The organism is Kaistia adipata DSM 17808, assembly GCF_000423225.1.
In the GTDB taxonomy this organism is placed as follows: domain Bacteria; phylum Pseudomonadota; class Alphaproteobacteria; order Rhizobiales; family Kaistiaceae; genus Kaistia; species Kaistia adipata.
On sequence record NZ_AUHO01000012.1, the window covers coordinates 38665 to 51099 of the forward strand.

At 67.8% G+C, this 12435-nt stretch carries 8 protein-coding genes; 1 reads left to right on the top strand and 7 read right to left on the bottom strand.

Annotated elements, in window-relative coordinates:
- Positions 1 to 221: 221 nt before the first annotated feature.
- Entirely contained in the window at positions 222 to 2546 is a 2325-nt protein-coding gene (locus G539_RS24610) for a PAS domain-containing sensor histidine kinase (RefSeq protein ID WP_245576876.1), read from the top strand.
- A 22-nt stretch (positions 2547 to 2568) separates the two neighbouring features.
- Here G539_RS24610 and G539_RS24615 read toward each other — a convergent pair whose 3' ends face one another.
- The 7 genes from G539_RS24615 to ccmE all read right to left on the bottom strand — a co-directional run bounded on the left by G539_RS24615 (position 2569) and on the right by ccmE (position 12432).
- Positions 2569 to 5559 carry a bifunctional [glutamine synthetase] adenylyltransferase/[glutamine synthetase]-adenylyl-L-tyrosine phosphorylase gene (locus tag G539_RS24615; RefSeq protein WP_035831258.1) on the bottom strand — a complete coding sequence of 997 codons (2991 nt, stop codon included), beginning with the start codon at positions 5557 to 5559 and terminating at the stop codon, positions 2569 to 2571.
- A 17-nt stretch (positions 5560 to 5576) separates the two neighbouring features.
- The gene (locus tag G539_RS0112475) at positions 5577 to 6971 is read right to left on the bottom strand and encodes an ATP-binding protein (protein ID WP_029075499.1); all 1395 of its coding nucleotides are present in this window, start codon (positions 6969 to 6971) and stop codon (positions 5577 to 5579) included.
- The gene (locus G539_RS0112480) at positions 6955 to 7635 is read right to left on the bottom strand and encodes a response regulator transcription factor (protein WP_029075500.1); all 681 of its coding nucleotides are present in this window, start codon (positions 7633 to 7635) and stop codon (positions 6955 to 6957) included. The genes G539_RS0112475 and G539_RS0112480 overlap by 17 nt, the downstream gene beginning before the upstream one ends.
- A 140-nt stretch (positions 7636 to 7775) precedes the next feature.
- Entirely contained in the window at positions 7776 to 9302 is a 1527-nt protein-coding gene (locus G539_RS0112485; RefSeq protein WP_029075501.1) for a Do family serine endopeptidase, read from the bottom strand.
- Between the two features lie 228 nt (positions 9303 to 9530).
- On the bottom strand, positions 9531 to 9986 hold the full coding sequence (locus G539_RS0112490; protein ID WP_029075502.1) for a cytochrome c-type biogenesis protein: 456 nt from the start codon (positions 9984 to 9986) through the stop codon (positions 9531 to 9533).
- Positions 9987 to 9991: 5 nt separating this feature from the next.
- On the bottom strand, positions 9992 to 11971 hold the full coding sequence (locus G539_RS0112495) for a heme lyase CcmF/NrfE family subunit (protein WP_029075503.1): 1980 nt from the start codon (positions 11969 to 11971) through the stop codon (positions 9992 to 9994).
- Positions 11968 to 12432: a cytochrome c maturation protein CcmE gene (gene ccmE, locus G539_RS0112500; protein WP_029075504.1), complete on the bottom strand. Its 465-nt coding sequence runs from the start codon at positions 12430 to 12432 to the stop codon at positions 11968 to 11970. Before ccmE ends, G539_RS0112495 begins: the two co-directional genes overlap by 4 nt.
- Between the last annotated feature and the right edge of the window lie 3 nt (positions 12433 to 12435).

Consider the following 12435-nt stretch of genomic DNA (forward strand, 5'->3'; position numbering starts at 1 on the left):
CCGGGACCACCTCCCGGCCGGGCCTGAAAATTATGCTTAACGAAACCCTAATGGCGTCTGGACTTTGTGATTCGCGTCGATTCAAATGGGGGTGATTCGGGGCACGGGACTGACCCGATGACAGCGAAATTCAGGGGGCCGAGATGGCGCGGGCAGAGACAGCCAGTGCGTCTGCGGGCGAGCGCATGCCTATTGCCGGGATGTTGTTTCGACGCAAGCAGATGATCAAGGGCCACGCCAGGCTGCTCGCCAAGCCTGCCTATGAGAAGCTCGTCGCCGCCGAGCCGATCCTGCGCCGCTGCATCCCCGTCCTCATCGTCATCTTCCTGCTGATCGTGGCGCTCGCCCGCTTCATGCAGCTCTATGACCTGCGCATGGAGCGCGAGAACCAGGCGCGCGACATGATGGGCATGGTGGCGAGCTCGATCGCCCGGTCGCTCGGACAGGTCGAGCCGACGCTGCCCGCCGACCGCTACCAGATGGCGGTCCAGAACGCACTCGACAACGCCCTTCCCCCGACGACGACCACCACCGGCCAGCGCGTCTATGTCGCCGATGCGACCGGTCAGGTCATCGCCACGGCGCCCCGCTCGCCCAGCGAGGAAGCCCGCGACTTCAGCACCATCGTTTCCGGCGCGCAGCCGCTGGTGATCTTCGGCGAACGGGCCGGCGTCCTCACCGTCGACCTCGACGGCGACCAGCCGGCGCTCGCCACGCTCCGCCACCTCGACGGCCGCCTCGGCTTCGTCGCCGTCGCGACGCCGCTGCAGGCGATCTATCGCGACTGGCGCGCCGACGTATCGCTCAACGTCTCGATCTTCATCGGCACCAGCGGCATCCTGCTGGTCATCCTCTATGGGTATTTCGCACAGTCTGCGCGGGCCCAGGAAGCCGACCAGATCTACCAGGAGACCTATGACCGCTTCGACACGGCGCTGCGCCGCGGCCGCTGTGGCCTGTGGGACTGGGATGTCGCGCGCGGCCGCCTGTTCTGGTCGAAATCGATGTTCGAGCTGGTCGGCATGGCGCCGCGCGACGCGCTGCTCGGCTTCGGCGAGGTGAACGGCCTCGTCCACCCCGACGACGGCGACCTGATGAACCTGGTCGAGGCGCTCTACGAGGCCAACGAGACCACGGTCGACCGCATGTTCCGCATGCGCAAGGCCGACGGCAGCTATGTCTGGCTACGCATCCGCGTCGAGCTCGTCGACGCCGACGGCACCGAGCCGCACCTGATCGGCATCGCCGTCGACGTCACCGAGCAGATGCGCCTCGCCGAGAGCTCGCGCACCGCCGACATCCGCCTGCGCGACGCGATCGAGACGATCTCGGAAGCCTTCGTGCTCTGGGACACCGAGAACAAGCTCGTGATGTGCAACTCGAAGTACCAGCAGCTGCACGGCATTCCGGATAGCGCCCTGCATCCGGGCACGCCCTACGCCACCGTCATCGGCGCTGGCCACCAGCCGGTCGTGCGGGCCCAGATCCCGAGCGAGGGCCGGGCCGAGGAAGGCGCCCGCTCGTTCGAGGCGCAGCTGAACGATGGCCGCTGGCTGCAGATCAGCGAGCGCCGCACCAAGGACGGCGGTTTCGTCTCGGTCGGCACCGACATCACCACGATCAAGCGCCACGAGGAAAAGCTGATCGACGGCGAGCGCCGCCTGATGGCAACGATCGCGGATCTCCGCCAGTCGCGCCAGAAGCTGGAGCAGCAGGCGCAGGAGATGGTCGAGCTGGCGGAGAAGTACTCCGAGCAGAAGGATCGCGCCGAGGCCGCGAACCGCACCAAATCCGAATTCCTCGCCAATATCAGCCACGAGCTGCGCACGCCGCTCAACGCCATCATCGGCTTCTCGGAGATCATGCAGTCGGGCCTGTTCGGGCCGCTCGGTTCGCCGAAATACGGCGAGTACTGCCAGGACATCAACGCGAGCGGCAATTTCCTGCTCAACGTCATCAACGACGTGCTCGACATGGCCCGCATCGAGGCCGGCCGGATGACGCTCGACATGGAGCCGCTGCGCCTGGACGAGATCGTCGACGACGCGGCGCGCGTGATGTCGCCGGAAGCCTCGACCCGCAAGGTGACGATCGAGTCCGACCTCGAGGACGGGCTCGCCCTCAACGCCGATCGCCGCGCGGTCAAGCAGATGGTGCTCAACCTGCTGTCGAACGCCGTCAAGTTCACGCCGGAGAACGGCCATATCGGCATCCGCGCCCGCCGCATCGGCAGCGCCGTGACGCTGACCATCGAGGACAACGGCATCGGCATTCCGAAGGAAGCGCTGAAGAAGCTCGGCCAGCCCTTCGAACAGGTGCAGAACCAGTTCACCAAGAGCCACAAGGGCTCGGGCCTCGGCCTCGCCATCACCCGCTCGCTGGCCGAGCTGCATGGCGGCGCCATGCGCATCCGCAGCCAGGAGGGCCGGGGCACGATCGTCTCGATCCGCCTGCCGCTGGCCCAGACCGCCGAGCCCGAGCCGCCGACCGGCGCCTCGGCCGGCGTCGCCCTCCGGCTCGGCGCCTCCGCCGAACCGTCCCGCTAGGGCGGTTGCGTCGGCAGGGTCGCTAGGCCTTCTTGGCCTTGCGAACCTTGCCGATGATGCGTTCGAAGGCGGCGCGGACATCCTTCTGTGTCGCCTGCACATGGGCATCGAGGGTGGCGAAATCCGGCAGCTCGCCAGCCCGCGCCAGAAGGCCGAGCAGGCCGCGCGGCGCCTCGGCCGGGTTGAACGGACCGTCGACGCCGAGCCGCAGCACCAGCACCAGCTTCTGGTAGAGCCGGAGCGCCGGCAGCAGGATCTCGGCGTCGGTAGGCGACAGCAGCCCGGTGCGCGAGGCAGCCGCCAGCGCCACCTCGGTCTCGGCGTCCAGGATCTCCGGATGCTCGGCGCCGTGCACGAGCTGCAGATACTGGGTGATGAATTCGATATCGATCTGCCCGCCCGGCACCTGCTTCAGGTCCCAGGGCCCCTCGGCCGTCTTCTCCGCTTCCAGCAGGCCGCGCATCTCGAGCACGTCGCGCTGTACCTTCTTCGGGTCGTGCTGGGACGAGAGAATGGCGCGGATATCCTCGACGGCCTGAGCGATAAGCGTGGGATCGCCGCCGACCGGCCGGGCGCGCGTCAGCGCCATGTGCTCCCAGGTCCACGCCTCCTTGTTCTGGTACTCGACGAAGGAGCGGATATGGGTGGCGAGCGGGCCGGAATTGCCGGACGGCCGCAGGCGGAAATCGACCTCGTAGAGCGCGCCTTCCGCCGTCTGGGCCGAGATCGCCGCGATCAGGCGCTGGGTCATCCGCGCGAAATACTGGCTGCCGGAAAGCGGCCGCGCGCCATCGGAACCGGTCTCGCTGTCGGGGAAGTCATAGAGCAGGATCAGGTCGAGATCGGACGAGGCCGTCATCTCGCGGCCACCGAACTTGCCCATGGCGAGCAGCGCGATGCGGCTGTCGCGGATCCGCCCGTGCTGTTCCTCCAGCGCGCGGCGGACATGGTCGAGCAGCGTCGCGACCAGGAGATCGGCGAGATCGGCATAGGCGGAGCCGGCGGCGCGCGTGCTGACCGAGCCGGCGACGACCCGGACGCCGATCAGGAAGCTCTGCTCCTTGCCGAAGATGCGGGCCCGGTCGAGCACGTCCTCGAGCGATTCCGCCTCGGCGAGGCTGGCGTCGAGACGGGCGGACAGCGTCGCCTTGTCCGGCAGGCGGCCGAAGAAGGCCGGATCGAGCACCGCGTCGAGCACATGCGGCCGCGCCGTGACGATCTCCGCCAGGCGCGGCGCCGTTCCCATGATGGTCGTCAGGAGATTGAGCAGGCCCGGATTGGAGCCGAGCAGTGCGAACAGCTGCACGCCGGCCGGCAGGCGGGCGAGGAAGCGGTCGAAGGCGTTGAACGCCGCGTCCGCTTTGTCCGTCGACGACAGCGCCTCGAGCAGCGCCGGCGTGATCTCGGTCAGCCGCTCGCGCGCGGCGGCGGAGCGCATCGCCGGATAGCGGCCGAAATGCCAGCCCCGGATGGTGCGGCTGACCTCGCGCGGATTGCGATAGCCGAGGCCGGCGAGCGTTGCGACCGTCTCGGGGTCCTCGTCGTCGCCGGTGAAGACCAGGCTGCCGATCGACGAGGAAAGCGACGGCGCCGCCTCGAACAGCTGGATGTAGTGATCGCGCACGGTTTCGAGCGTCGCGACCAGATCCTTCGAGAACGCCTTGACCGTCTTGAAGCCCATCAGGCGGGCGATGACTTCGAGCCCCTCCTCCGTCTCAGGAAGCGTGTGGGTCTGCTCGTCGGCGATCATCTGCAGCCGGTGCTCGATGGCGCGCAGGAAACGATAGCAGCGCCCGAGATCGTCGGCCGTTTCACTGGTGATCCAGCCCTTGGCGGCCAAGATCTTCAGCATGTCGAGCGTGCGCCGGCCGCGCAGTTCGCGGTCGCGTCCGCCGGCGATCAATTGCTGCGTCTGGACGAAGAACTCGATCTCGCGGATGCCGCCGCGACCCAGCTTGATGTTGTGGCCGGCGACCGCGACCTGCTCGTGACCGCGATGGTCATGGATCTGGCGCTTGATCGAATGGATGTCGGCAATCGCGGCGAAATCGAGATATTTGCGCCAGATGAACGGCGCCAGCTCGGCCAGGAAAGTGTCGCCCGCCTCGATGTCGCCGGCGACGGGCCGCGCCTTGATCATGGCGGCTCGTTCCCAGTTCTGGCCGCTCGCCTCATAGTAGAGGAAGGCCGCCGGCGTCGACATCGCCACCTGGGTGGAACCCGGATCGGGCCGCAGCCTGAGATCCGTGCGGAACACGTAGCCGTCGCTAGTCCGCTCCTGCAGGATCTTGACCAGCCGCCGGGTCATCTTGACGAACAGGGCCGCGATCTCGTCGCGGTCGGTCGGTCGGGCGCGCTCCGGATCGAACAGCACGATCAGGTCGATATCGCTCGAATAGTTGAGCTCGCGCGCGCCGCACTTGCCCATGCCGAGCAGGATCCAGCCGGAATCGCGCGACGGATCGTCCGGATCGGACAACTCGAGCTTGCCGGCCTGGTGGGCGTCGGCGAGGAGGAAATCGACCGTGGCGGAGACGGCGGCCTCGGCGAAGGACGTCAGCGCGCCGGTGACGCGCTCGACCGGCCAGTGGCCGGCGAGATCGGCGAGGCCGACCAGCAGCGCGACTTCGGCACGCGCCTGGCGCAACGTCGTCATCAGCGACGCTTCGTCCGTATCGCGCCATGCCGCGGAGACATCCGTCATCAGGCGGACGAAGCGCGCGTCCGGATCCTCCGACAGGATGGCGGCGAGGCGCGCCGCATCGTCGAGCGCGATCTGGCGCAGGAAGGGCGACGCATCGAACACGGCGGCGAGGAACGGCCCGAGCCCGGAATTGGCCTGCAGGAGCGCAGCAAGCGCCGGCGCGGCGTCCGCCTCCTTGGCGGCCGCCTGCAGGTCGGTGAGGATCGCGCGGCTGCGGGCCGCCTTGGGCGGGCGCAGGTCAGCGTCGATGGCGGCGGCGAGCGGACGGCCGGCGGACTCGATCGCCGATTTCGGTTTCGGTGCAGCCATCGCCCTGTCCTTCCGCGTCAGGTCTGGACGGGGAAGCGCAGCGTCACGACGAGTCCCGGTCCGGCATCGCTCATGGCGACCACGCCATGGTGAAGCCTCGCAACCGCATCGACAAGGCTGAGGCCGAGACCGCTGCCCGGCTGTGAACGACTCTTTTCCAGCCGCACGAAGCGTTGCAGCACATGCATGCGCTCCTCGGGCGGGATTCCGGGGCCGTTGTCGGATACCGAAACCACGACGTCGTCGCCGACCCGCCGCGCCTCGACGGCCACCGCGGGGGCTTCCGGCCCGCCCTCGCCGCTCTTCACGTATTTGATCGCGTTGTCGAGCAGGTTGGCGAGCGCCTGGCTGATCAGTTCGCGGCTGCCCTCCATCGGCAGCGTCTCGTCATGCTTCAGCGTCAGCGCGACACCGGCCTCCTCGGCGACCGGCTCATAGAACTCGACCACGTCGGCGGCGATGGTGGCGATGTCGATCGGACCGATGGCACCGTCCGGCGAGCCCGCCTCGACGCGGGCGATCATCAGGAGCGCGTTGAAGGTGCGGATCAACTGGTCCGCCTCGTCGATCGTCGCCTCGAGCGCCGCGCGATAGGCCGGCGTCTCTTCCGGTCCCGCCAACGTCGCCTCGACGCGGGTGCGCAGCCGCGTCAACGGCGTCTTCAGATCGTGCGCGATGTTGTCGGAGACGTCCTTGAGACCGTGCATCAGGTGCTCGATGCGGTCGAGCATGGTGTTGAGGTTCTCCGCCAGGCGATCGAACTCGTCGCCGGCCGGCGTCACCTCGAGCCGGCCCGACAGGTCGCCCGCCATGATGCGGCGACTGGTGGCAGTGACGGAATCGATCCGCTTCAGCACGCGACGACTGACGAAGAACCAGGACAGAAGGGCAAGCAGGATCAGCAGGCCGAGCGCGCCGATTGTCGCCTTGCCGATGACGTCCCGGATGCGTTCGACTTCGCTGATGTCGCGGCCGACCAGCATGCGGAAATTGTTGGGAAGCGGCAGCACCTGCACCATGGCGACATGGTGCCCGGACTCGCCCTCCAGCCGCTTGTAGGGGACGGTGACCGGATCGAGCCCGCTCAGTTTCAGGAGCGCCGGCGGCACCTCCGTGACGTTGCCGGCGACGACGCGGCCCTGCGAATCCGTCACCACGAACAGGCTGGCACCGGGAATGCGGCTGCGCTGCTCGATGGCGGCGACGATGCCGGTCAGGCCGCCGCGCAGCCCCTCGTCGGCCAGGACCCCGATCTCGGCGTCGATCGTATCGCGCACCTGCTGCGTCAGGAAGCGATCCGTCTCGCGCGTGATCCAGCCGACGAAGACGACGGCGAACACCGTGAAGACGACGAAATAGACGGCCGAGAGCTTGAAAGCGGTCGTGCGGACGACCTTACCGAACGCTGTCACGGACCATGTATCCGGCGCCACGAACCGTATGCAGCAGCGGCTCGGCGAAGCCCTTGTCGATCTTCGAGCGCAGCCGCGAAATGTGCACGTCGATGACGTTGGTCTGCGGGTCGAAGTGATAGTCCCAGACGTTCTCGAGCAGCATCGTGCGGGTCACGACCTGGCCGGCATGCTTCATCAGATATTCGAGCAGGCGGAATTCGCGCGGCTGCAGCGGGATGTTGATGTCGCCGCGGCGAACGAGGTGGCTGAGCCGATCGAGCTCGAGGTCGCCGACCTTCAGCAGCGTCTCGGCCTCGCCGGGCTTGCGGCGGCGGGCCAGCACCTCGATGCGGGCGAGCAGTTCGGAGAAGGCATAGGGCTTGGCGAGATAATCGTCGCCGCCGGCGCGCAGGCCCGTGACGCGATCATCGACCTGGCCCAGCGCCGAAAGGATGAGAACGGGTGTGTCGTTGCCCTTGCGCCGCGTCTCCTCGACCAGCGTCAGCCCGTCCTTCTTGGGCAGCATCCGGTCGACGACGATGACGTCGTACTTGTTGGAATCGAGCAGGAAGGCTCCCTCCTCGCCATCGGCGGCGTGGTCGGGCACATGGCCGGTCTCGCGCAGCGCCTTCAGGAGGTAGCTGGCAGTCTCACGATCATCTTCGACAAGCAGGATTCGCATGGCCGCAGGTTAGTCTCTTTTTCCGGCTTGTGCAGTCGCCCCCTACAACGAAAAGAGGCAGGCGGGATGGATATCCCGCCTGCCAGGCCCAGCGAGGGTACTGGGGCTCACACAGGTCCCTCGCTGGCCATCGGCCGTTTTCAGGCCTTGCCGAAGGGCAGGGCCACGAAGCGGGTCTGCTCCCCTGACTTGACCCGCATCAGCACGGCCTTCATGCCCTGCTTCTTGGCATCGACGACTTCACGCTCGACGTCGCCGGGACGCGTGACCTCACTGCCGCCAACCGCGAGGATGATGTCGCCGGTCTGGATACCCTGGTCCGCGGCCGGTCCATTCGGATCGACGTCGGCGACCACGACACCCTTGCCGTCCGGCGCCGAAGTCAGCGCGAGGCCGAGATCGGCGACGGAGCCGCCCTTCTCGTCGCCCTGCTTCAGGCTGGCCTGCTTCTCGGAACCCGGCAGCTTGCCGAGCTTGACGTCGACTTCCTCGGCCTTGCCGCCGCGCCAGACGCTGAGCTTGACCGTCGTATCCGGCGCGTAGCCGGCGATGATCTGCGCCAGGTTGCGGGCGTCCTCGACCGTCTTGCCGTTGACCGACAGGATGGCGTCGCCGGACTTGATGCCGGCAACGGTGGCCGGGCTGTCTTCCTGCGGCTCGCTGACGAGCGCGCCCTTAGCTTCCTTCAGGTTCAGGCTGTCGGCGATGTCCTTGGTGATCGGCTGGATCTGCACGCCGAGCCAGCCGCGGACGACCTCGCCATGTTCCTTCAGGTCCTTGATGACACGCTCGGCCGTGGCGGCCGGGATGTCGAAGGCAATGCCGACGCTGCCGCCCGACGGCGAGTAGATCGCGGTGTTGATGCCGATGACCTGGCCGCTGAGGTCGAAGGTCGGGCCACCGGAGTTGCCCTTGTTCACCGAGGCGTCGATCTGGATGAAGTCGTCATACGGACCGGCGCCGATCTCGCGGCCCTTGGCCGAAACGATACCGGCCGTCACCGTGCCGCCGAGGCCGAACGGATTGCCGACGGCCACGACCCAGTCGCCGACGCGGGTCTCGCCCTTGGCGAACTCGACGTAGGTGAACTTCTCCTTGTCATCGACCTTGAGCAGAGCCAGATCGGTCTTCTCGTCGGTGCCGATCAGACGGGCGCTGTATTCCTTGCCGTCCGAATTGGTGATGGTGAACTCGCTGGCACCGTCGACGACGTGGTTGTTCGTCACGACATAGCCGTCCTCGGAGATGAAGAAGCCGGAGCCGAGGCCGACGGACTGGCGCTGCTGCGGACGCTGCATCCGGTTCTGGCCCTGCTGGCCGCGCTGGTCCTGGAACTGGCGGAAGAAGCGCTCCATCGGCGAGCCGGGCGGGAACTGGTCCGGGTTCGGGAAGCCGAACGCATCCGGGCCGCCCATCGCGTCGGAAGCGGGCGCCACGGACTTGACGCGGACGCTGACGACAGCGGGCTTAACCTTGTCGACCAGGTCGGCGAAGCTCGGCATCTGCTGCGGCTGGACGCGAACCGCCTCGGCGTAGGCCGGGGTGTGGGAGCTGACAACAGCCTGCCCCGCGAGTCCGCCGACGATCACGGCGGCGAGCGCCGTGCCGAGCAGGGCGCGAGTGCGGAACCGCTGGGTGGGCTTCGGAGCGGGAGTCTGTTCGGTCATTGCTGTCTCCGTCGACATTTTGAAGGCTGAGCTGCGCGGGAGGTCGCGGCTCCATGACGACGAAGATGGGGCAGGCAACCTTACAGCCGCCTGACACGAACATGAAAGGTTCGTAATGTTCGCCCCGGACCACGCGTCCGCGCGTGAAACGCTGTCCATCCGCGCGAGAAAGCGCGATCAAACAAGGCGTTGACGCCGTCCGTCGTTTCCGGGAAAGCGAGGAAAGACCTAGTCGTCGCGCGCCAGGAGCGCTTCGACGCGGGCCTCCTCCTCGCGCGTCAGCCCGGCCGGGGCGACCACGCGGCGGCGCCGGAACAGGCCGACAGCCAGGATGGCGCCAAGCCCGATCAGAACGAGCGGCGCGCCCCAGAGCACCGCCGTGTGCCAGGTGAAGCGCGGCCTCAGCAAGACGTATTCGCCGTAGCGATCGACCAGGAACGCCTTGACCTCTTCGTCCGTGTCTCCCGCCTGGAGCCGCTCTCGGACAAGGATCCGGAGGTCGCGGGCGATCTGCGCATCCGAATCGTCGATCGACTGGCTCTGGCAGACGAGGCAGCGCAATTCGACGGAAAGCGCCCTCGCCCGAGCCTCGAGTGCGGGGTCCTTCAGGACCTCGTCCGGCTGCACGGCGAAGGCCGGCAGGGTGGCGGCGAGCAGGGAAAGGGCGAGCAGGAGGCGACGCATGGGCCCTACTCCGCCGGCACGGGAACGGCGCGACGCGCCGGCTTGGGCGCGCCGACGCGCAGGCGGCGATCGGAAAGCGACAGGGCGCCGCCCGCCGTCATGATCAGCGCGCCGATCCAGATCAGCGTGACCAGCGTCTTCCAGTAGATGCGCACCACCGTCGCGCCATCGGTCCCGATGTCGCCGAGCGAGACATAGAGCTGCGAGAAACCGAAGGTCTTGATCGCAGCCTCCGTGGTCGGCGTGTTCGGCACGGTGTAGAGCCGCTTCTCCGGCTCCATCGTGGCGACGACATTGCCGCCCTCGCGCACGGTGAAGCGCACCGCCGTGCCGGTGTAGTTGGAGGCGCTCAGCGGCACGAAGCCGTCCATGGTGACGGAATAGGCGCCGATCGACATCGCCTCGCCCGGCTTCAGCGTGGCGATCTCCTCGCTGTTCCAGGCAGTCGCCCCCACGACGCCGAGCACGGTGACGCCGACGCCGAAATGCGCCACCGCCGTGCCCCAGGCCGATCGCGGCAGGCCGGCGCCGCGCCGCCAGCTCTCGGCGAGGCTGGCCCGCCCGAGCTTGACGCGGAACGCGATTTCCGAGATCGAGCCGACCATCAGCCAGACCGAGAGCGCCACGCCGAACAGCGCCAGCGCCGCCGGCGTACCCATCAGGGCGAGGCCGAGGATCATGACGGCCATCGCCGCGCCGAAGGCGAAGAGCAGGCGCTGGCCGGCGGCGACGATATCGCCGCGCTTCCAGGCCAGGAACGGCCCGAACGGCACGGCGATCAGAAGCGGCACCATCATCGGGCCGAAGGTCATGTCGAAGAACGGCGCGCCGACCGAGATCTTCTCGCCGGTCAGCGCCTCGAGCGCCAGCGGATAGAGCGTGCCGACGAGGACCGTCGCGCAGGCCGCCGTCAGCAGCAGGTTGTTGAGGACGAGCGCGCCCTCGCGGCTGATCGGCGCGAACAGGCCGCCTTGGCTCAGCGTGCCGGCGCGCGCCGCGAACAGCGAGAAGGCGCCACCGATGAAGATGCAGAGGATGATCAGGATGAAGATGCCGCGCGTCGGGTCCGTGGCGAAGGCGTGCACCGAGGTCAGCACGCCCGACCGCACCAGGAAGGTGCCGAGCAGCGACAGCGAGAAGGTCAGGATGGCGAGCAGGATCGTCCAGATCTTCAGCGCCTCGCGCTTCTCCATGACGATCGCCGAATGCAGCAGCGCGGTGGCCGACAGCCACGGCATGAAGCTGGCGTTTTCGACCGGATCCCAGAACCACCAGCCGCCCCAGCCGAGCTCGTAATAGGCCCAGTAGGAGCCCATCGCGATGCCGAGCGTCAGGAAGCCCCAGGCCGCCAGCGTCCAGGGCCGCACCCAGCGCGCCCAGGCGGCATCGATGCGGCCGTCGATCAGCGCGGCGATGGCGAAGGCGAAGGAGATCGAACAACCGACATAGCCGAGATAGAGGAGCGGCGGATGGATGGCGAGGCCGACGTCCTGCAGCAGCGGGTTCAAATCGCGTCCCTCGAAGGGCACCGGATGCAACCGCAGGAACGGATTGGACGAGATCAGGATGAAGATGAGGAAGGCCGCGCCGATCCAGGCCTGCACCGAGAGGACCAGCGCCTTCAGGCGGAGCGGCAGGTTCGCGCTGAAGAGCGCCACCAGCGCGCCGAACAGCACCAGGATCAGCACCCAGAGGAGCATCGAGCCCTCATGGTTCCCCCAGACGCCGGAGATCTTGTAGATCATCGGCTTCAGGGAGTGCGAATTCTGGACGACGTTCAGGACCGAGAAGTCGGAGACGACATAGGCGTAGGTGAGCGCCGCGAAGGAAAGCGCCACGAGGATGAACTGCGCCACCGCCGTGGTGGAGGCGACCGCCATCAGGCGCGTGTCGTTCCGCAGCGCGCCCCAGAGCGGCAGCGTGCCGCCGGCCAGCGCGAGCGCGAGTGCGAGAACGAGAGCGTAGTGGCCGAGTTCGACGATCATTGCGTCACCGCTTCCGGCGCGGCGCCATCCTCGGGCCGCCACTCGCCGCTCTTCTTCAGCGCCTCGACCACTTCCTTCGGCATGTAGGTCTCGTCATGCTTGGCGAGCACCGTATCGGCCTCGAACAGGCCGTTCGCGTCGACCTTGCCTTCGGCGACGACGCCCTGCCCCTCGCGGAACAGGTCGGGCAGGATGCCGACATAGCGCGCCGGGACGGTCGCCTTGCCGTCGGTGACGGCGAAGCGCACGATCCCGCCCGTCTCCTTGACGATGGAGCCCTGCTCCACCAAGCCGCCGAGGCGGATGCGCTGCTCCGGCGATGGCGGCGTTGCCAGCACGTCGGAGGGCGAGGTGAAGAAGGTGATGCCGTCAGACAAGGCGTAGAGCACGAGCCCGAGTGCGCTCGCCAGCACAATGCCGGCGAGGCCGATGAGGGTCAGGCGGCGCTGCTTGCGGGTCATGTC

Bases quoted from the DNA above. Each gene is read 5' to 3' on its own strand.
- G539_RS24610 (WP_245576876.1), top strand. From the start codon at position 222: ATGATCAAGGGCCACGCCAGGCTGCTCGCCAAGCCTGCCTATGAGAAG.
- G539_RS24615 (WP_035831258.1), bottom strand. From the start codon at position 5,559: ATGGCTGCACCGAAACCGAAATCGGCGATCGAGTCCGCCGGCCGTCCG.
- G539_RS0112480 (WP_029075500.1), bottom strand. From the start codon at position 7,635: ATGCGAATCCTGCTTGTCGAAGATGATCGTGAGACTGCCAGCTACCTC.
- G539_RS0112485 (WP_029075501.1), bottom strand. From the start codon at position 9,302: ATGACCGAACAGACTCCCGCTCCGAAGCCCACCCAGCGGTTCCGCACT.
- G539_RS0112490 (WP_029075502.1), bottom strand. From the start codon at position 9,986: ATGCGTCGCCTCCTGCTCGCCCTTTCCCTGCTCGCCGCCACCCTGCCG.
- G539_RS0112495 (WP_029075503.1), bottom strand. From the start codon at position 11,971: ATGATCGTCGAACTCGGCCACTACGCTCTCGTTCTCGCACTCGCGCTC.
- ccmE (WP_029075504.1), bottom strand. From the start codon at position 12,432: ATGACCCGCAAGCAGCGCCGCCTGACCCTCATCGGCCTCGCCGGCATT.